Genomic DNA, 18,409 nt, shown 5'->3' on the forward strand with positions numbered 1-18,409 from the left:
GTCGGGGGCAGCGATGGCCAGATTTCAATTTATCGAGCCGGATCATGGGAGTTTCCTCCACCGCGGCATAGCGGCTGGAAGAAAGCTAGCGTCCGGTCACGTTGAATGTCAATCTATATTTACGTCAATTTCGATTGACACGTGGGAAAAGTTAATGCCATTCTACCTCCAGGTTCGGGAGGCAACCGATGCGTGAATCGGCCGACGCGGATTTCGAAATTCACTACGGCGAGACCGGCGGCGCCACCGAGCGGAGCGGCAGCGGAGACCTCGTCGCACGCGGCGGCGAGCAGCGCCGGCAGCCACAGCAGAGCTTCTTTCCCCCCTGGGCGGAGCTGCTCGATCGTGTGCTGACCCAGCAGGTGCTGCCGCGCGTCGTCGCCAGTCATCTGCCGCTGCCGGTGTGGGTCGATGTCAGCCTGATCCGGCCTTCGGCGCGGGAGGTCGAGCAGTTTCTCGGCTTCATCCTGACCGACGATCTGAACCGCGCGCATGTGCTGATCGACCAGTTCACCGGGCGCGGGGCGGATCACGACATGATCCTGCACGATCTGCTGACCCCGGCGGCGCGCCGGCTCGGCGTGTTGTGGGAGGAGGATCGCTGCGATTTCGCCGCCGTAACCCTCGCCATGGTGCGGCTCAACCAGATCCTGGTCGAGAACGGTCCGCCGGCGGATCTGCCGGGCGGGGCGATACGGGTGGCCGGGCATGCGCTGTTCGCGGCCGCACCGGGCGAGCAGCATACATTCGGAATCGCGGTGCTGACGGATGTGTTCAGCCGCGCCGGCTGGCTGGCGAGTGCCGAGCCGCGCAGCACCCGCACGGTGCTGCTCGGGATCGCGCGGCGCAACTGGCTTGACGTGATCGGTCTGTCGGTGACGACGGATCGCTGGCTGAAGGGCCTGCCGGCCATCATCCGCTCGCTGCGCGCGGTGGCGCCGAACCCTGATCTGCATGTGATGGTCGGCGGCAAGGCGTTTCTCGACTACCCGGAACGCTGCCAGTTCGTCGGCGCCGACTCGATGGCCGCCGATGCGCAGGACGCGCTCCGCCAGGCCAGCGTGCTGACGCTGAACCGCGACGCGGCGCGACGTTGAATTTTGCCCTGAACCAGACGCATGTCAGTGCGCATTGACGACCAGGGTAGTTGAAAGTTGACACTAGGGAGGATACTTCAGACGTCTGGAATATATATACAACCGGCTGAAAGAGTGGTCCGAGATGAAAGCCTTCAAATCGCCCGGCAAATGGCTCGTCGGCATGAGTCCGGACATTGTCGGCATAATGATTGCGACGATGGCGGATATCGCGCTGATCGTCGACCGGAAGGGCGTGATCCGTGACATCGCGGTGCAGAACGCTGGCCTCGCGCGCGAATTCGCGGACATTTCCGGCTGGGTCGGGCAGCGCTGGGTGGACACGGTGACGGTGGAAAGCCGTGACAAGGTGGTGGCGATGCTGCGGGCGGCGGCCGATGACCAGGCCGAGCAGCCGCACGCCGCGGAACGGCACGTGAATTGCCCCGGCCATGACGGCCGCGATGTTCCTGTTATGTTCTCAGCGCTCGCGATCGGCGAGAAGGGCAGCATCGTCGCGTTCGGCCGCGATCTCAGGACCATCGCGGTGTTGCAGCAGCGGCTGATCGACGTGCAGCAATCGCTCGAGCGGGACTACTCGCGGCTGCGCCATGTCGAGACGCGCTATCGCATCCTGTTCCAAAAATCATCCGAGCCGATGCTGGTGGTCGACGGCGCGACGCAGCGCGTGGCCGAGGCCAACCCGGCGGCGCAGCGCCTGTTCCACGTGCAGGGCAAGCTGGTGGGGCGGCCCTTCGCCGATCTGGTGGAGCCGGGCAGCCGGGCGACGCTCGACCAGATGCTGGGCGGGGTGAGCCGGGCGGGGCGGGGCGACGACACGCCGATCCGCCTGCTCGGGCAGGCGGAGCCGGTGCATCTCTCGGCCTTCGTGATCCGCCAGGGTGCGGGGCTGAACTTCCTCATTCGCCTGACGCCGACGCCGCTCGCCGTGCGCCAGGACGTGCTGCCGGATGGCCGGGCGGACCTGCTGAAACTGATCGACAACGCGCCGGACGGCTTCGTCGTCGTTGGTCATGACGGGCGGGTGATCGCGGCGAACGCGGCCTTCGCCGAAATGGTGCAGGCGGCCTCCGCCGAGCAGGTCGTCGGGCGTTCGCTGGAGCAGTGGCTCGGCCGGCCGGGCGTGGACCTGCCGGTGGTGACCGGCAATCTGCGGCAGAACGGCGCCGTGCGGCTCTACCCCACCACCCTGCGCGACGAGTTCGGCACCGAAATCGATGTCGAGATCTCGGCAGCGTCGGTCACCAGCGGCGGCAAGCCCTGCTATGGTTTCGCGATCCGCAACGTCGCCGGGCGGAGCACGCCGGAGCTGATGCGCCCGACGGCGACGCGGGCCGTGCCGCGCTCGCTCGAACAGATCGGCGAGCTGATCGGCCGGGTGTCGCTCAAGGACATCGTCCGCGAGGCGACCGACGTGATCGAGCGGCTGTCGATCGAGGCGGCGCTCGACATTACCGGCGACAACCGGGCCTCGGCGGCCGAGATGCTCGGCCTGTCGCGACAAAGCCTTTACGTGAAGCTGCGGCGCTACGGCATGATGGATGCCGCGCCGGCCAGCCCCGGATAGGCGGAAGGGGGAGCGATGGCGTCAGCAAAAGAGACGAACCTCACGCTTGCTCCCCTGCGCGTCGCCCCGGCATCGCTGCCCGGATTCCGGGTCTGTCTCGAACTTCTCAAGCCGGTCACGTGGTTCGCCGCGATCTGGGCCTTCGTTTGCGGGGCCGTGTCCTCCGGCGCGCCGCTGGCCGGGCGCTGGCCGGAGCTGCTGCTCGGCATGGTGCTGGCGGGGCCGATGGTCTGCGGCACCTCGCAGGCGGTCAATGACTGGTTCGACCGCCATGTCGACGCGATCAACGAGCCGGACCGGCCGATCCCCTCCGGCAGGATGCCGGGGCGCTGGGGGCTTTACGTCGCGCTGATCTGGACCGCGCTGTCGCTCGCGGTGGCGGTGCCGCTCGGGCGCTGGGGGTTCGGCGCCGCGGTGTTCGCCCTGCTCGCGGCCTGGGCCTACAGCGCGCCGCCGCTGCGGCTCAAGCGCAATGGCTGGTGGGGCAATGCCGCCGTCGCGGTCTGTTACGAGGGGGTGCCGTGGTTCACGGGTGCCGCGGTGATGCGGGGCGCGCTGCCCTCCGCCCCGGTGCTGTGGCTGGCGCTGCTCTACAGTTTCGGCGCGCACGGCATCATGACGCTGAACGATTTCAAGTCGGTCGAGGGGGATCGGCGGAGCGGCATCCGCTCATTGCCGGTGCAGCTCGGCGTTGCCCCTGCGGCGCGGCTCGCCTGCGTGGTGATGGCGCTGCCGCAGCTCGTGGTGATCGGGCTGATGATCGCCTGGGATCACCGGCTCGCGGCGTTCGCGGTCGGGCTGCTGCTGGCGTGCCAGCTCGGGCTGATGGGAAGGCTGTTGCAGCGCCCGCGCGAGCGCGCCCCCTGGTACAATGCGACCGGGACGACGCTTTATGTCATCGGCATGCTGGTCTGCGCTTTCGCGCTCGCCGGCGGAGGAGCGTGAAATGGCCGCGATACAGGATTATGACGTGGCGGTGATCGGCGGCGGGCCGGCGGGGGCGACGGCTGCCGCCACGCTGGCGCGGGCCGGCCGCTCGGTGCTGCTGCTCGACCGCGCGGGGCGGATCAAGCCCTGCGGCGGCGCGGTGCCGCCACGGCTGATCCATGATTTCGACATCCCCGATCATCTGCTGGTGGCCCGCGCGCGGGGGGCGCGCATCGTCTCGCCGCGCGGGCGGCAGGTGTCGATGCCGATTGCCGGGGACGGGTTCGTCGGCATGGTGGATCGCGACGTGTTCGACGAGTTCCTCCGCGCGCGGGCGGCAGCTTCCGGGGCGGTGCGGCTGACCGGGCGGCACGAGCGCATCGAGCGCGCGGCGGACGGGCGGACGCTGGTGCATTACCGCGCCGGCGAAATGCGGCACACGGTGGCGGCGCGGGCGGTGATCGGCGCCGATGGCGCGGCCTCGGCGGTTGCGCGGCAGATGGTGCCGGGTGCTGGTGCCGCGCGGCGGGTGTTCGCCTATCACGAGGTGATCCGCACGCCGGCGGCGGGTGCGGCGGCCGCGGGCTGGGATGGCAGGCGGTGCGACATCTATTACGACGCCCGGGTTTCGCCCGATTTCTACGCGTGGATCTTCCCGCATGGCGAGACCGCGAGCATCGGCACCGGCAGCGCGGTGAAGGGGTTCTCGCTGCGCCGCGCCGTCGCGGCACTGCGCGAGGAGACCGGGCTCGGCCAGGCGGAGACGATCCGCGCCGAGGGCGCGCCGCTGCCGCTGAAGCCGCTGGCGCGGTGGGATGACGGGGTGAACGTGCTGCTGGCCGGGGATGCCGCCGGGGTGGTGGCGCCGGCCTCGGGCGAGGGGATCTATTACGCGATGCTCGGCGGGCAGCTCGCCGGCGAGGCGGCCGACGCGTTCTGCGCCAGCGGCGATGCGCGGGCGCTGCGCGAGGCGCGGCGGCGGTTCATGGCGGCGCATGGCATGGTGTTCACCGTGCTCGGGATGATGCAGGATTTCTGGTATGCGAGCGACCGGCGGCGGGAGCGGTTCGTCGCCATCTGCGGCGATGCCGACGTGCAGTCGATCACCTGGCAGGCCTACATGGAGAAGGCGCTGGTGCGGGCGAAACCGGCGGCGCACTTGCGCATCTTCGCGAAGAACATCGCGCATCTGACCGGGCTGGCGCGGGCATGAGCGCGCTCGGGGGCGGCTGGGGGCCGGTGATGGTCGCGGCGGGTGCGGCGGCGGCGACGGCGCTGGCCGGCGGGCTCGCGACGCGGCTCGGCGTCTGGTATCGGCAGCTGCGCAAGCCCGCCTGGCAGCCGCCGGAATGGCTGTTCGGCCCGGTCTGGACGCTGATCTTCGCGCTTGCCGCCGCCGCCGGCGTGATCGGCTGGGAGAGCGCGTCCGCACCCGGCGCGGCAGGGTGGCTCGTGGTGCTGTTCGGGCTCAACGCGGTGCTGAACATCCTCTGGAGCGTGCTGTTCTTCACCCTGAAGCGGCCGGACTGGGCGCTGGCCGAGCTGGTGGCGCTGTTCGCCTCGATCGCGGCGATCATGCTGGCGATGCAGCCCTATGCGGCGGGGGCGAGCCTGTTGCTGCTGCCCTATCTGCTGTGGGTCGGCTTCGCCGGCGTGCTGAACCTGACGATCGTGCGGCTCAACCGCCCATTCGGCGCCGCCATGGGAGCGCGCTGACATGGGCCCGTATCCGTTCAGCGCGATCGTCGGCCAGGCGGAGATGAAGGAGGCGCTGCTGATCGCGGCGACCGAGCCGGCGCTCGGCGGGGTGCTGGCGCTGGGCGATCGCGGCACCGGCAAATCGACCGCGGTGCGGGCGCTGGCGGCGTTGCTGCCGGCGGTGAATGCCGTGGCGGGCTGCCGCTATCGCTGCGATCCGGCCGATCGGCGGCGGCTCTGCCCGGAGTGCCGGGCGCGGCGCGTCGGCGGCCGGTTGCCGCGCGAGCGGGTGCGGGTGCCGGTGGTCGACCTGCCGCTCGGCGCCACCGAGGACAGGGTGGTCGGCGCGCTGGACATCGAGCGCGCGCTCGCCGACGGGGTGAAGGCGTTCGAGCCGGGGCTGCTGGCCCGCGCCAATCGCGGCTTTCTCTATATCGACGAGATCAATCTGCTGGAGGATCATCTGGTGGATCTGCTGCTCGATGTCGCGGCGTCGGGCGAGAACGTGGTCGAGCGCGAGGGGCTGAGCCTGCGCCACCCGGCGCGCTTCGTGCTGATCGGCAGCGGCAACCCCGAGGAGGGCGAGTTGCGGCCGCAGCTGCTCGACCGGTTCGGCCTGTGCGTCGAGGTCAGGACGCCGACGGATATCGACGAGCGGATCGAGGTGGTGCGGCGGCGGGATGCGTTCGAGCAGGACCCGGCCGGCTTCGCGCGGCGCTTCGCGGCGGCGGAGGCCGGGCTGCGCGATGCGATCGTCGCGGCGCGGCGGTTGCTGCCGATGGTCGCGGTCGCCGAGGAGGTGCTGGCGCTCGCTGCCCGCCTCTGCGTGGCGCTCGGCACCGACGGGCTGCGCGGCGAGCTGACGCTGCTGCGCGCGGCAAGGGCGAAGGCGGCGCTGGAAGGCGAGGTCGCGGTGACGCCGGCGCATCTGCGGGCGGTGGCCCCGGCGGCGCTGCGCCACCGGCTGCGGCGCGATCCGCTCGATGAATCGATGGCCGGCGCGCGGGTCGATCGCGCGCTCGACGAGGTGTTCGTCGCATGAGCCCGATGCCGCCGCCGCGCCCGGCGCGCAGTGCGGCGGTGGTCGCGGCCCTGTTCAGCCTCGACCCGGCGGGGCTGGGCGGCATCTGGGTCCGCGCGCCGTTCGGCCCGGCGCGGGACGGGTTTGTCGAGCATGTCCGCGCCCTGCTGCCGGCGGGGGCGGCGATGCGGCGGGTGCCGGCCGGGATCGATGACGGACGGCTGCTCGGCGGGATCGATCTTGCCGCCAGCCTTGCCGCCGGGCGCCGGGTGATGGCGGCCGGACTGCTGGCGGAGGCGGCGGGCGGCGTGCTGGTGCTGCCGATGGCCGAGCGGCTCGACCGCGCCTTGTGCGCGCGGCTGGCACAGGCGCAGGAGGGCCGGTTCGGCGCCATCGCCCTCGATGAGGGGATCGGGCCGGAGGAACATCTCTCCCCAGCACTGGCCGACCGGATGGCCTTCGCCCTCGATGCCGCCGATCTGCTGGCGCGGCGCCCGCTTGCGCGGGTGCGCGGGCTTGGTGCGGCGCGGCGGCGGCTCGTGCGGATGCGGATGGATGACGGGGTGGCCGAGGCGCTCTGCCATGTGGCGGCGCAACTCGGCATATTCTCGCTGCGGCCGGTGATCCTCGCGATGCGGACGGCGCGGGCCGCCGCGGCGCTGGCCGGCCGCCGCAGCGCCGGCGAGGAGGACGCGATGCTGGCAGCCCAGCTGGTGCTCGCCCATCGCGCCACCCGCCTGCCGGCGCCGGCGGAACAGGACATGGATCAGGCGCCCGAGCCGCCGCCGCCGGCGTGCGGTGACGATGCGGCGCCGCCGGCGCCACCCGAGACGGCGGGCGAGCAGGCGGCGGACCGGGTTCTCGATGCTGCCCGCAGCGCGCTGCCGCCGGAACTTCTGGCAGCACTGCTGCTCGGCCAGGGCCGCCGCGGCGCCGCGGGCGGGCGCGCCGCAGCCCCTGCCGCCGCAACGGCGGCGCATGGAAGACCGCTCGGCGCGCGCCCCGGCCGGCCGGGGCGGGAGCATGGTCTTGCCCTCGTCGATACGTTGCGGGCCGCCGCCCCGATGCAGGCGCTGCGCCGGCGCGAGCGGCCGGATCATCCGGGGCGGGTCATTGTTCTTGGCAGCGATTTCAGGGTTCGCCGGCATCAGGCGCCGGTCCGCTCGGTGGCGATTTTCGCGGTCGACGCTTCGGGCTCGTCGGCGCTGAACCGGCTGGCGGAAGCGAAGGGCGCGGTGCAGCTGCTGCTCGCCGATTGCTATGTGCGGCGCGACCAGGTGGCGCTTCTGGCGTTCCGCAACCGCGGCGCGGAGCTGCTGCTGCCGCCCACCGCGGCGCTGGCCCGCGCCCGGCGGAGCCTTGCGGCGCTACCGGGCGGCGGGGCGACGCCGCTGGCCAGCGGGATCGACGCCGCGCGGGACATGGCACTCGGCGCGCGGCGGCGGGGCAACCGGCCGCTGCTGGTGCTGCTGACCGATGGCGGGGCGAATATCGGCCGCGACCGGCAGCCCGGCCGCGCGGCGGCGGCGGCGGATGCGCGGGCGGCGGCGTCTGCCTGTGCTGCCGATGGAATTCCCGCCCTGCTGATCGACACGGCGCCGCGGCCGAACGCGTTCGCCGCCGAACTCGCCGGCGTGATGCGGGCGCGCTACCTGCCGCTGCCCTTTGCCGATGCGCGCGCGCTGAGCCGGGCGATCCGCGCGGAGCAGGCCGCATGAGCGCCGCGCTCGCGCTGTGGGACCGGGTGTTCGACGCCAATGCGCCCGACTGGGAGACCGACGGGCGGGACTGGCCGAACCGGGCGGCGAGCCGCTTCGTGACCGCCGGCGGGCTGCGATTCCACGTTCAGGTGATGGGGGCGGGGCCGGTTCTGCTGCTGCTGCACGGCACCGGTGCGGCGACGCATTCGTGGCGCGCGCTGGCGCCGCTGCTGGCGCGGGATTTCACCGTCATTGCGCCGGATCTGCCGGGCCACGGCTTCACCGCGGCGCCGTTCTGGCCGCGCATGTCGCTGCCCGGCATGGCCGGCGCGATCGCGGCGTTGCTCGACGTGCTGGAGGCGCCGCCGGCGCTGGTGGCCGGGCACTCGGCGGGGGCGGCGATCCTGGCCGAGATGTGCCTGCAGGGGCGGATCGCGCCGGCGGGGCTGGTCAGCCTCAACGGCGCGCTGCTGCCGCTCAAGGGCGTTGCAGGGCAGGTATTCTCGCCGCTGGCGCGGCTGTTCGCGCTCAACCCGCTGGTGCCGCGCGTGTTCGCCTGGCACGCGGCGGACAAGGCGGTGGTGGCGCGGCTGCTGCGCGGCACCGGATCGCGCATCGATGCGCAGGGGGCGGAATTCTATGCACGGCTGGCGCGGCGCAGCGGCCATGCGGGGGCGGCACTGATGATGATGGCGAACTGGGACCTGGCACCGCTGGCCGCGGCGCTGCCGCGTCTCGCGCCGAGGCTTTTGCTGATCGTGGGGGCGGCGGACCGCTCGATCCCGCCGGCCGATGCGCGGGAGATCGCGCGTCTTGTGCCGGGGGCGCGGGTGATCGTGTTGCCGCGTCTCGGCCATCTCGCGCATGAGGAGGCGCCGGAGCCCGTCGCCGGGGAGATCGCCGGCTTCGCGCGCGAGATCGGGGTGCTGGCGGCATGAACGTGATCACCCGTCAGGATGCGGGGCAGGAGGCGAGGACGAAGCGGCCGCATGCCATCGTGATCGGGGCGGGGTTCGGCGGGCTGGCCGCCGCGATCCGGCTCGGCGCGCGGGGCTGGCGCGTCACCGTGCTGGAGCGCTGCGAGCAGCCCGGCGGCCGGGCCTCGGTGTTCCGGCAGGACGGGTTCGTGTTCGATGCCGGCCCGACCATCATCACCGCCCCGTTCCTGCTGGAGGAACTCTGGACGCTGGCCGGCGGGCGAATGGCCGATGATGTCGATCTCCGCTCGATCGACCCGTTCTACCGCATCCGCTTCGACGATGGCTCGCATATCGACTGTTCCGGCCATCATGACGCGATGTGCGCGGAGATCGGCCGGCTCGCGCCCGGCGATGTCGCCGGCTACGAGCGCTTCATCGCGATGACCGAGGAGATCTACCGGATCGGGTTCGAGCAGCTCGGCCACGTGCCGTTCGGCCACTGGACCGACATGGCGCGCATCCTGCCCGACCTCGTGCGGCTGTCCGGCCATCGCAGCGTGCACGGGCTGGTCGCGCGGCATGTGCGCGATCCGCGGGTGCGCGCGGCGCTGAGCTTCCATCCGCTGCTGGTCGGCGGCAATCCGTTCCGGGTCAGCGCCATCTACGCGCTGATCCTGCATCTGGAGCGCCGGCATGGCGTGCATTTCGCGATGGGCGGGACCGGGGCGATCGTCGCCGGGCTGGCGCGGCTGATCGAGCGGCAGGGCAACCGCATCCGCTGCAACACGCCGGTCGACCGGATCCTCGTGCGCGAGGGGGCGGCATGCGGCGTCGAACTCGCGGATGGCAGCCGGATCGCGGCGGATATCGTGGTCTCGGACGCCTGCACCGGGTTTACCTATGGCCATCTGCTGCGCGGGGTGGCGCGGCGGCGCTGGACCGACCGCAAGCTCGCCGCGGCGCGCTACTCGATGGGGTTGTTCGTCTGGTATTTCGGCACCGACCGGACGTTCGGCGACGTGCCGCACCACACGATCGTGATGGGGCCGCGCTATCGCGGGCTGCTCGACGATATTTTCGAGAAGAAGCGCCTGGCGCCGGACATGAGCCTCTATCTGCACCGGCCGACGGCGACCGATCCGGCGCTCGCGCCCGCGGGGTGCGACGCCTTCTATGCGCTGGCGCCGGTGCCGCATCTCGGCGGCGGCCAGGACTGGGCGCGCGAGGCCGAGGCGTTCCGCCAGCGGGTCGAGCGGCGGCTGGAGGAGACGGTGATGCCGGGGCTTGGCGGGCACATCGTCACCTCGCGGGTGATGACGCCGCAGGATTTCGCCACGCGCTACGATTCGACCTGGGGCGCCGGCTTCGGGATGGAGCCGGTGCTGACCCAGAGCGCCTGGTTCCGCCCGCACAATGCGAGCGAGGATGTGCGCAACCTTTTCCTGGTGGGCGCGGGCACCCATCCCGGCGCCGGGGTGCCGGGCGTGCTCTCGACCGCCCGGGTTCTCGACACGGTGGTTCCCGATGCCAATGCGTTCGTCTGATCCCGACATCGCCGCCTGCACGGCAAGGCTGCGCCGCGGCTCGGTCAGTTTCCACGCCGCCTCGCGCCTGTTGCCGGCGGAGGTGCGCGCTGCGGCGACCGCGCTCTACGCCTTCTGCCGCGAGGCCGACGACGCGGTCGACCTTGCCGCCGACAAGCAAGCCGGGGTTGCCGCGATATCGGCGCGGCTGGAGGCGATCTGCCGGGGTGTGCGGCTCGATGATCCGGTCGATCGCGCGTTTGCCGCGACGATCGCCCGGCACGGTATCCCGCTTGCGCTGCCCGAGGCGCTGATCGAGGGGCTGGCCTGGGACGCGGCGGGGCGGCGCTATGCCACGCTGGCGGAGCTGCGCGCCTATGCGGCGCGGGTGGCGGGGTCGGTCGGCGTGATGATGGCGATGCTGATGGGCGCGCGGGATGAGGCGAGCCTTGCCGCCGCCTGCGATCTCGGCCTCGCGATGCAGCTGACCAATATCGCCCGCGATGTTGGCGAGGATGCGGCCGAGCGCCGGCTCTATCTGCCGCTGGACTGGCTGGAGGAGGCGGGGCTGGAGCCCGAGCGGTTCCTTGCCCGCCCGGCCTTCACCCCGGCGCTGGCACACGTGATCGGGCGCTTGCTCGACGAAGCCGAGCGGCGCTATGCGGCGGCCGGATGCGGCATCGCCGCGCTGCCGCTGGCCTGCCGGCCCGGCATTGCGGCGGCGCGGCGGATCTATCGCGAGATCGGCCGGCTCCTGGCGGCGAACGGGCTCGACTCGGTCTCCACCCGCACCCGCGTGTCCGGCCGGCGGAAGCTCGGGCTGGCCGCACTCTCGCTGGCCGATGCCGCGACCGCGGGGCTGTGGGCGCCGCTGGCCGCATCGCCGCCGCCCTGCCCGGAAGTGCGCTTCCTGATCGATGCTGCGGCGGCAGCGGGGGGCGAGACGGTGGGCGCGGCGGCGCGGGTGATCCTGCTGATCGACCGGCTGGAACGCGAGGAACGCACGGCGCGGATGAGGGCGGCCGGGGCGCGCGGCCCGCTCGTCTGCGGCGCGGCGGAGCCGGCGTGATGGAAGACGCATGATGGAAGCATGGGCCAGCCACTACGCGACCTTCCTGGAGTTTTCCGGCATCGACGTGCTGGTGCTGGCGGCCGCCATCTGGTCGCTCGTGTCGGTGCGGCGGAGCCTGCGGCGGGACCGCGAGCGCGACGGGTCCTAGAGCACTTTCCGATCCAGTTGGATCGGATGTAGTGCTCTATCATATTAATAAACAGAGCATCTTTATCCGATCAGATGATTCCATCTGATCGGCTGCCTCAATCTCAGATGAACCGGCGCGGCATGCGGAAGGGCAGCATGAACTGCACGGCGGGGTGGACCAGACGGTCGCAATCCAGCGTTTCGTGCACGGCCTCGACTTGTTCGCCGCCGAGCGAGGCGGCGATGCGGGCGCGGGCGTAAAACGGCGTATCCTCGAGATTGCGGATGAGGCGGGCGCCGCCATCGCTGCGGGTTTCGCGCGCGAGGCGCCAGCGCGTCGCCGGCAGGGCGGCGATGGGCGGCGGCGTGAAGGCGGTGGCACCGCCGGCGGCGTCGAAGCCCAGCGCGAGCGCGGTCTGCCCGCCATCGCGCCGCTCCGCGTGATAGAGGATCGCGGCACCCCGCCGCGTTGCCGCGCGCGACCAGTGCCAGCGCCGGAAGGCACGCGCGACCGGTTCGTCGCCCTCGTTGCGGTCGAGATAGGCGTTGCCCTCCCAGGCGAGTTCGGGCGCGGTGAAGGCGACGCGGATGCGCGCGCAGGGGGCGAGCGGCTGCCAGCGGTGCCGGCCCGCCGCATCGAGCTCGTAGGTGGTCGGCTCGACGGCGTGGGGGGTGAGGCGGATCGTGCCGCGCACCCGGCGCGGCAGCGGGTTCGACCATTCGGCGATCTCGGCGGCAAGCCCGCCTTCATCGACGGTGAGCCGGCTCGGGCCGATGGCGAGGCTGTCGGCCTCGGCCCGCAGGCTGTGGCGGCGGCGCTCGGTCATGGTCCAGCGATTGCCGCGCGGGCCGTAGAGGGCGAGGTTGATGGCGACGAAATCCTCCGGTGCCGCGCTGTCGGGGGCGAAGCGGCGGGCGGCGGCGTAATAGGGTGAGAACACCGAGCCGATGAAGGCGATCAGGGTGAGCGCGTGGCGCCCGTCATCGCTCAGCGCGTCGACATACCACCAGGCATAGCCGCCGCGCGGGACCGGGCGGTCGAAGCGGATCATTCGGTATCCGCCATGATGGCGGCGGCGGCGAAACTGCCGGAGAGGGCGGCCATCGGCAGGCCCGGGCCGGGATGTGCCGAGCCGCCGGCGAGGTAGAACCCCGGCAGCGCGGTGCGCGCCCGCGGGCGGGCGAAGGGGTCACGCCAGCCGGCGAGATCGCGGCCATAGAGCGCGCCGCCGGCGCCGGGGAACAGGCGCTCGAAACCGGGCGGGCCGGTGACGGCACTGCCCACGATGTCGAGCGTGAGGCCGGCGGCGGCGAGGCGGGCGCGCACGCGCGCCCAGCAGGCGTCGGTCGCGGCGTCGTCCGGTGCGGCGCGGTCGCCGAGCGGCGGGGCGTTGACCAGCACCAGTAGCCGTTCCGCCGCAGCACCGGCGTTGCGGTCGGCCGGTCCCGGCCCGCCGCGATCCAGCATGCGATCCGGCATGCGATCAAGCATGCGATCTTGGGGGCGGTGCTGGGTACGGTCTTGCGCGCAGACATAGATGGTCGGGTCCGTCGGCAGCGTGCCGGCGGCGAGGGCGGCGAACTCGGCGGGGTAGTCGCGGCTGAAGAACACGTTGTGATGGCTGAGCGGGAAACCGCGCGCATGGGCGACGACCTGCCAGGTCACCGCCGAGAGCGAGCGTGGGGCGGCGGCGGCGCGGCCGAGGGCGGCGCGGGCGGCGGCGCCGAGGCTGCCGGCCGCGATCGCGCCGATCTCGCCGGCGGCGATGACCGTGCGGCCGGCGATCTCCGAACCGTCCGCGAGGCGGACGCCGCGGACGCGGGCGCCATCGGTCAGCACCTCGGCTACCGGCGCGCCGAGGTGGAAGCGCGCGCCGTGGCGGCCGGCGGCGCGCATCAGGGCGGAGGCCAGCATCGTCATGCCGCCCTCGATCGTCCACACGCCGCGCTGTTCGGCATGGGCAATCAGCATCAGCGTCGCCGGCGCGGCGAAGGGCGAGGCGCCGGAATAGGTCGCGTAGCGGGCGAAGAGCTGGCGCAGCCTCGGATCGGTGAAGCGGCGGCCGAGAACCGACCACAGGCTGGCGAAGGGCGAGGCGCGGCTGAGGGCCAGCAGGCCGGCGACGCCGGTGCGGCGGCCAAGGTCGAGAAGATCCGGAGAGGGGTTGCGCATGAAGGCGGCATCCAGCGCGTCGTACAGCGCGCGGCTGCGGCGGCAGAAAGTGGCGAACTCGCCGGCTGCGTGCGGGCCGAAGGCGGCGAGGATGGCGGCCTCGCTCGCCTCGGCGGTCTGCCGCAGGTCCAGCCGGGTGCCGTCCTGCCAGTGATGCCGGGCGATGACATCGAGCGGCGCGAGGCGCAGCTCGGCCGCGAGGCTGGTGCCGGCGGCGCGCAGCAGGTCGTCGAACACGTGACGCATCGTCACCACCGTCGGCCCGGCATCGATGGCGCGGCCGGCGACGGCGACCGCGCGCAGCTTGCCGCCGGGTGCGGCCGCGCGGTCGAACACCGCGACGCGCCGGCCGGCGGCGGCAAGCCGGATGGAAGCGGCGAGGCCGCCCATGCCAGCGCCGATGATCAGGACCGTCGATGTGTCTCGTGCTGAAATCGCGGCGTCCTCCGTTGCGGTCGAGTATCCGAAATTACTTGACTGAGTGTCAACCAAATCGCACAGTTAAAAACGACAATAAAAAGTGACACACGGCTTAACCATCGGAGGTCCGTCATGGATGCCATGTCGCTCATCGAATCCACTCTCACCACGGCCATGCTGCGGGCCGAAACCGGCGGCGGGCCGCCGAAGCTGGCGGCGGCGATGCGGCACGCGGTGTTTCCGCGCGGCGCGCGGGTGCGGCCGCGACTGTGCCTGGCGGTCGCCTCGGCCTGCGGGGCGGAGCGGTTCGACGCGGCGGTGGCGGCGGGGGCGGCGCTGGAATTTCTGCATTGCGCCTCGCTGGTGCATGACGACCTGCCGTGTTTCGACGATGCGGCGACGCGGCGCGGCCGTCCCTCGGTGCATGCCGCGTTCGGCGCGCCGCTCGCGGTGCTTGCGGGCGACGCGCTGATCGTGCTGGCGTTCCAGACCCTCGCACTCGGCTGCGCGGTGCAGCCGGGCCCGGTGATCGCGCTGAGCGGGATCGTCGCCGAGGCGGTGGGCATGCCGGGCGGGATCGTCGCCGGCCAGGCCTGGGAGAGCGAGGACGAGGTGGATCTCGCGCGTTATCAGCGGGCCAAGACCTCGGCGCTGTTCGCGGCGGCGGCGATGGCCGGGGCGGCGAGCGCGGGCAAGGATCCGCTGCCGTGGCGGGCGCTGGGGGACAATCTCGGCGATGCCTATCAGATCGCCGATGACCTCTGCGATGCCGCCGGGGATGCGGCTTCGTGCGGCAAGCCGGTCGGGCGCGACGACGCGCTGCAGCGGCCGAGCGCCGTGCGGCGCTTTGGCATCGAGGGTGCGCTCGACCTGCTGGACGAGGTGGCCGAACGCGCGGCTTCGTCGATTCCCGATTGTCCGGGCGTCGCGTCGCTGCGCGCGCTGATCGTGCAGGAGGCGAAGCGGCTGGTGCCCAAGGGGCTGGCCCGCGTGGCGGCCTGAGGCACGCACGGTGACGGCGAGCGTGTCGGGCTTCGTGGATCCGCCGGTGCCGGCCTGGCTGCGGCGCTGGCGGGATTTGCGCAACCGGCTGCTTGCGAACGGCACCTTCCAGGATCTTGCGGCGCGCTTCCCGCCGACCCGGTTCGTGGCGCGGCGGGAGGCGCGGGCGCTGTTCGATCTCTGTGCCGGCTTCGTCTATTCGCAGACGCTTGCGGCCTGCGTCGAACTCGACCTGTTCGCCCAGCTGGCGGCGGGGGCGGAGACGGTCGAGCATCTCGCCGCGCGCTGCCGCCTCGCGCCGGCCGCGCTGCTGCGGCTCGCGCGTGCGGGGGCGGCGCTGCGGCTGCTGGAGACCGATGGCGCACGCGTGGCGCTTGGCCCGCTGGGTGCTGCGCTGCTTGCCAATCCGGGCATCGCGGCGATGGTTCGGCATCATGCGCTGCTCTATCGCGACCTCGCCGATCCGGTCGGGCTGCTGCGCGGCGAGACGGACGCGACCCTGGCCGGGTTCTGGCCGTACGAGGGCGGCGACGCGCCGCGGGCGGATGCCTATTCGCAGCTGATGGCGGCGTCGCAGCCGATGATCGCCGCGGGGATCCTCGCCGCCTGGAAATTCCGCCGGCACCGCCGGATTCTCGATGTCGGCGGCGGCGATGGCCGGTTTCTCGAGGCGGTGGCCGCCCGCGCGCCGGCGCTCGCGCTCATGCTGTTCGACCTGCCGGACGTGGCGGCGCTGGCGCGGGCCCGCTTCGCCCGCGCGGGGCTCGCCGGGCGGGCCGCCGCGTGGGGCGGCGACATGCGCGCCGACCGGCTGCCGGAGGGGGCGGACATCGCCACCCTCGTCAGGGTGCTGCACGATCACGACGACGACGATGCGATGGCGATCCTGCGCAATGTCCGCGCCTGCCTGCAACCGGGCGCGACACTGCTGATCGCTGAGCCGCTGGCCGCCGCCGCGGGGGCGGCGCCGGTCGGCGATGCCTATTTCGGGTTCTACCTGCTGGCGATGGGGCGCGGCCGGGCGCGGCGCGCGGCGGAGCTTGCCGCGATGGCCGAGCGCGCCGGCTTCATCGGGGCGCGGCAGATCGCCACGCCGCAGCCGCTGCTGACCGGTTTGATCGCGGCGCGCGCCGGTTGAGCCGGCGCGATAAAAGAAACGTTGACTGTAAGTTTAGATTGACATTTTGTTTTGTACTTGTAAGCTGACATTTACAATACGACCGCACGGCTCGCGGCACTCCAGAGGGGACGTGCCTTGCTCGACAGTCTCGCCATCATCATCGAAAGACCGTTAGACCTGTCGCTCCGGCGGGTGAGGCTTGATCCGCCCGCGGCCACGGATGTGGTGGTCGAGGTCGCGTGGTCGGGCGTGAGCACCGGCACGGAGAAGCTGATCTACACCGGCGAGATGCCGTCCTTTCCGGGCATGGGCTATCCGCTGGTGCCGGGCTACGAGGCGACGGGCACGATCGTCGAGACCGGGCGCGAAGTGCGCGGCCGGATGGGCGAGACGGTGTTCGTGCCGGGCGCCCGCTGCTTCGGCGAGATGCGCGCGCTGTTCGGCGCCGATTCCCGACATCTGGTGGTGCCGGCCGAGCGGGCGGTGCGGGTTCCCGCCGCCCTCGGCGCGCATGCGACCCTGCTGGCGCTGGCGGCGACGGCCCGGCATGCGATCAGGATTGCCGGCGGCGCGCCGGAGCTGATCGTCGGGCATGGCGTTCTCGGCCGGCTGATCGCCCGCCTCGCGACGCTCGATGGCGGCGCGCCGGTGGTCTGGGAAACCAGGGTGGCGCGGTTCGCCGGGGCGCAGGGCTACGAGGTGCGCGCTGCGGCGGACGACCCGCGGCGGGATTATCGCACGATCATCGACGCCTCGGGCGATTCCGCAATTCTCGACCGGCTGATCGGGCGCCTGGCAGCGGGGGGGATGATCACCCTCGCCGGGTTTTACGCCGCACCGCTCGGCTTTGCCTTTCCCCCGGCCTTCATGCGCGAGGCGCGGATTGCCATCGCCGCCCAGTGGCAGCCGGAGGATCTCGCCGATGTCGCAGCACTGGTCGCGGCGGGGCGGCTCGATCTGTCCGGCCTGGTGACGCACCGGGTGCCGGCGGCGGACGCGGCGCAAGCCTATTCCGCCGCCTTCAACGACGATTCCTGCCTCAAACTGCTCATCGACTGGAGAGACATGACATGAACGCAAGCGCCGGCCGCACGGCTCCGGATACCGAGATTGGCGCGAGCGCGAATCCGGCGAAGAAGACCCAGATCATCGCGATCTATGGCAAGGGGGGGATCGGCAAGAGCTTCACCCTCGCCAACCTGTCGTATTCGATGGCGCAGCTCGGCAAGCGGGTGCTGCTGATCGGGTGCGACCCGAAAAGCGACACGACCTCGCTGCTGTTCGGCGGCAAGTCGTGCCCGACGATCATCGAGACCTCGGCGCGGCGCAAGGCCGCCGGCGAGGCGGTGGAGATCGGCGATGTCTGTTTCAAGCGCGACGGGGTGTTCGCCATGGAGCTGGGCGGCCCGGAAGTCGGGCGCGGCTGCGGCGGACGCGGGATCATCCACGGGTTCGAACTGCTCGACAAGCTCGGCTTTCACCAGTGGGATTTCGATTACGTGCTGCTCGACTTCCTGGGCGACGTGGTCTGCGGCGGGTTCGGCCTGCCGATCGCGCGCGATCTGTGCCAGAAGGTGATCGTGGTCGGCTCGAACGACCTGCAATCGCTCTATGTCGCCAACAATGTCTGCTCGGCGGTGGATTATTTCCGCAAGCTCGGCGGCAATGTCGGCGTTGCCGGGCTGGTGATCAACAAGGATGACGGTACCGGCGAGGCGCAGGCCTTCGCCGAGGCGGCGGGGATTCCGGTGCTGGCCGCGATCCCGGCGGATGAGGATATCCGCCGTAAATCGGCGAATTACGAGATTGTCGGGCGGCCCGGCGGGCGCTGGGCGCCGCTGTTCGAGGCGCTGGGCGTGCAGGTGGCCGAGGCGCCGCCGATCCGCCCGACGCCGCTGACCCAGGACGGGCTGCTCGGCCTGTTCAAGGGCGACGTGGTGGGCCGCGGCGTGGTGCTGGATCCGGCGAGCCTCGAGGACATGTGCGGTTCGGACGTGCTGAACCGGCCCTCCCTCGAAGTCGTCTACGAGGGGGCCTGAT

17 protein-coding genes are annotated in these 18,409 nt (G+C 72.0%); 15 read left to right on the forward strand and 2 right to left on the reverse strand.

What is annotated here, in order from left to right:
• Positions 1–188: 188 nt before the first annotated feature.
• The 11 genes from HUW10_RS11035 to HUW10_RS11085 all read left to right on the forward strand — a co-directional run bounded on the left by HUW10_RS11035 (position 189) and on the right by HUW10_RS11085 (position 11,673).
• Positions 189–1,097, forward strand: coding sequence for a B12-binding domain-containing protein (locus HUW10_RS11035; RefSeq protein WP_174503548.1), 909 nt, complete (start codon positions 189–191; stop codon positions 1,095–1,097).
• 124 nt (positions 1,098–1,221) lie between these two features.
• Positions 1,222–2,664 (forward strand): transcriptional regulator PpsR, encoded by a 1,443-nt coding sequence (ppsR, locus tag HUW10_RS11040; RefSeq protein WP_174503549.1) that lies wholly within the window; start codon positions 1,222–1,224, stop codon positions 2,662–2,664.
• A 15-nt stretch (positions 2,665–2,679) separates the two neighbouring features.
• The gene (chlG, locus tag HUW10_RS11045; protein ID WP_174503550.1) at positions 2,680–3,609 is read left to right on the forward strand and encodes a chlorophyll synthase ChlG; all 930 of its coding nucleotides are present in this window, start codon (positions 2,680–2,682) and stop codon (positions 3,607–3,609) included.
• Between the two features lies 1 nt (position 3,610).
• Complete coding sequence (locus HUW10_RS11050) at positions 3,611–4,804, forward strand: geranylgeranyl diphosphate reductase (RefSeq protein WP_174503551.1); 1,194 nt, start codon at positions 3,611–3,613, stop codon at positions 4,802–4,804.
• Entirely contained in the window at positions 4,801–5,307 is a 507-nt protein-coding gene (locus HUW10_RS11055) for a TspO/MBR family protein (protein ID WP_174503552.1), read from the forward strand. The genes HUW10_RS11050 and HUW10_RS11055 overlap by 4 nt, the downstream gene beginning before the upstream one ends.
• 1 nt (position 5,308) lies before the next feature.
• Positions 5,309–6,331 carry a magnesium chelatase ATPase subunit I gene (gene bchI / locus HUW10_RS11060; RefSeq protein WP_174503553.1) on the forward strand — a complete coding sequence of 341 codons (1,023 nt, stop codon included), beginning with the start codon at positions 5,309–5,311 and terminating at the stop codon, positions 6,329–6,331.
• A complete protein-coding gene (locus HUW10_RS11065; protein ID WP_201712610.1) occupies positions 6,328–8,028 on the forward strand; it encodes a magnesium chelatase subunit D in 1,701 nt (566 codons plus the stop codon). The genes bchI and HUW10_RS11065 overlap by 4 nt, the downstream gene beginning before the upstream one ends.
• Positions 8,025–8,948, forward strand: a complete 924-nt coding sequence (gene bchO, locus HUW10_RS11070; RefSeq protein WP_174503554.1) for an alpha/beta fold hydrolase BchO — start codon at positions 8,025–8,027, stop codon at positions 8,946–8,948. Before HUW10_RS11065 ends, bchO begins: the two co-directional genes overlap by 4 nt.
• Positions 8,945–10,474, forward strand: a complete 1,530-nt coding sequence (crtI, locus tag HUW10_RS11075) for a phytoene desaturase family protein (RefSeq protein ID WP_174503555.1) — start codon at positions 8,945–8,947, stop codon at positions 10,472–10,474. Before bchO ends, crtI begins: the two co-directional genes overlap by 4 nt.
• Positions 10,455–11,522, forward strand: a complete 1,068-nt coding sequence (locus HUW10_RS11080) for a phytoene/squalene synthase family protein (protein WP_236656345.1) — start codon at positions 10,455–10,457, stop codon at positions 11,520–11,522. Before crtI ends, HUW10_RS11080 begins: the two co-directional genes overlap by 20 nt.
• Positions 11,523–11,532: 10 nt before the next feature.
• Positions 11,533–11,673, forward strand: a complete 141-nt coding sequence (locus HUW10_RS11085) for a hypothetical protein (protein ID WP_174503556.1) — start codon at positions 11,533–11,535, stop codon at positions 11,671–11,673.
• Between the two features lie 103 nt (positions 11,674–11,776).
• Here the strand turns inward: HUW10_RS11085 and HUW10_RS11090 are convergent, their stop codons facing one another.
• Together HUW10_RS11090 and HUW10_RS11095 are read right to left on the reverse strand one after the other, a co-directional pair.
• Positions 11,777–12,706, reverse strand: coding sequence for a carotenoid 1,2-hydratase (locus HUW10_RS11090; RefSeq protein WP_174503557.1), 930 nt, complete (start codon positions 12,704–12,706; stop codon positions 11,777–11,779).
• Entirely contained in the window at positions 12,703–14,319 is a 1,617-nt protein-coding gene (locus HUW10_RS11095; RefSeq protein WP_255540018.1) for an NAD(P)/FAD-dependent oxidoreductase, read from the reverse strand. Before HUW10_RS11095 ends, HUW10_RS11090 begins: the two co-directional genes overlap by 4 nt.
• A gap of 60 nt (positions 14,320–14,379) precedes the next feature.
• Here HUW10_RS11095 and HUW10_RS11100 point away from each other — a divergent pair, with 60 nt between their 5' ends.
• The 4 genes from HUW10_RS11100 (at position 14,380) to HUW10_RS11115 (ending at position 18,408) form a co-directional block, all read left to right on the forward strand.
• Positions 14,380–15,249, forward strand: coding sequence for a polyprenyl synthetase family protein (locus tag HUW10_RS11100; protein WP_174503559.1), 870 nt, complete (start codon positions 14,380–14,382; stop codon positions 15,247–15,249).
• Positions 15,250–15,259: 10 nt separating this feature from the next.
• The gene (locus HUW10_RS11105) at positions 15,260–16,387 is read left to right on the forward strand and encodes a methyltransferase (protein ID WP_174503560.1); all 1,128 of its coding nucleotides are present in this window, start codon (positions 15,260–15,262) and stop codon (positions 16,385–16,387) included.
• A gap of 117 nt (positions 16,388–16,504) precedes the next feature.
• A complete protein-coding gene (gene bchC, locus HUW10_RS11110) occupies positions 16,505–17,443 on the forward strand; it encodes a chlorophyll synthesis pathway protein BchC (protein ID WP_174503561.1) in 939 nt (312 codons plus the stop codon).
• Positions 17,440–18,408, forward strand: a complete 969-nt coding sequence (locus HUW10_RS11115) for a chlorophyllide a reductase iron protein subunit X (RefSeq protein ID WP_174503562.1) — start codon at positions 17,440–17,442, stop codon at positions 18,406–18,408. The genes bchC and HUW10_RS11115 overlap by 4 nt, the downstream gene beginning before the upstream one ends.
• The last annotated feature ends 1 nt before the right edge of the window (position 18,409 follow it).

Origin of the sequence: Acidiphilium sp. C61 (assembly GCF_905116885.1) — a bacterium.
Lineage (GTDB): Bacteria > Pseudomonadota > Alphaproteobacteria > Acetobacterales > Acetobacteraceae > Acidiphilium.

Excerpts from the sequence above, each read along its gene's own strand:
- HUW10_RS11035 (WP_174503548.1), top strand. The coding sequence starts at position 189 with ATGCGTGAATCGGCCGACGCGGATTTCGAAATTCACTACGGCGAGACC.
- ppsR (WP_174503549.1), top strand. The coding sequence starts at position 1,222 with ATGAAAGCCTTCAAATCGCCCGGCAAATGGCTCGTCGGCATGAGTCCG.
- chlG (WP_174503550.1), top strand. The coding sequence starts at position 2,680 with ATGGCGTCAGCAAAAGAGACGAACCTCACGCTTGCTCCCCTGCGCGTC.
- HUW10_RS11050 (WP_174503551.1), top strand. The coding sequence starts at position 3,611 with ATGGCCGCGATACAGGATTATGACGTGGCGGTGATCGGCGGCGGGCCG.
- HUW10_RS11055 (WP_174503552.1), top strand. The coding sequence starts at position 4,801 with ATGAGCGCGCTCGGGGGCGGCTGGGGGCCGGTGATGGTCGCGGCGGGT.
- bchI (WP_174503553.1), top strand. The coding sequence starts at position 5,309 with ATGGGCCCGTATCCGTTCAGCGCGATCGTCGGCCAGGCGGAGATGAAG.
- HUW10_RS11065 (WP_201712610.1), top strand. The coding sequence starts at position 6,328 with ATGAGCCCGATGCCGCCGCCGCGCCCGGCGCGCAGTGCGGCGGTGGTC.
- bchO (WP_174503554.1), top strand. The coding sequence starts at position 8,025 with ATGAGCGCCGCGCTCGCGCTGTGGGACCGGGTGTTCGACGCCAATGCG.
- crtI (WP_174503555.1), top strand. The coding sequence starts at position 8,945 with ATGAACGTGATCACCCGTCAGGATGCGGGGCAGGAGGCGAGGACGAAG.
- HUW10_RS11080 (WP_236656345.1), top strand. The coding sequence starts at position 10,455 with ATGCCAATGCGTTCGTCTGATCCCGACATCGCCGCCTGCACGGCAAGG.
- HUW10_RS11085 (WP_174503556.1), top strand. The coding sequence starts at position 11,533 with ATGATGGAAGCATGGGCCAGCCACTACGCGACCTTCCTGGAGTTTTCC.
- HUW10_RS11090 (WP_174503557.1), bottom strand. The coding sequence starts at position 12,706 with ATGATCCGCTTCGACCGCCCGGTCCCGCGCGGCGGCTATGCCTGGTGG.
- HUW10_RS11100 (WP_174503559.1), top strand. The coding sequence starts at position 14,380 with ATGGATGCCATGTCGCTCATCGAATCCACTCTCACCACGGCCATGCTG.
- HUW10_RS11115 (WP_174503562.1), top strand. The coding sequence starts at position 17,440 with ATGAACGCAAGCGCCGGCCGCACGGCTCCGGATACCGAGATTGGCGCG.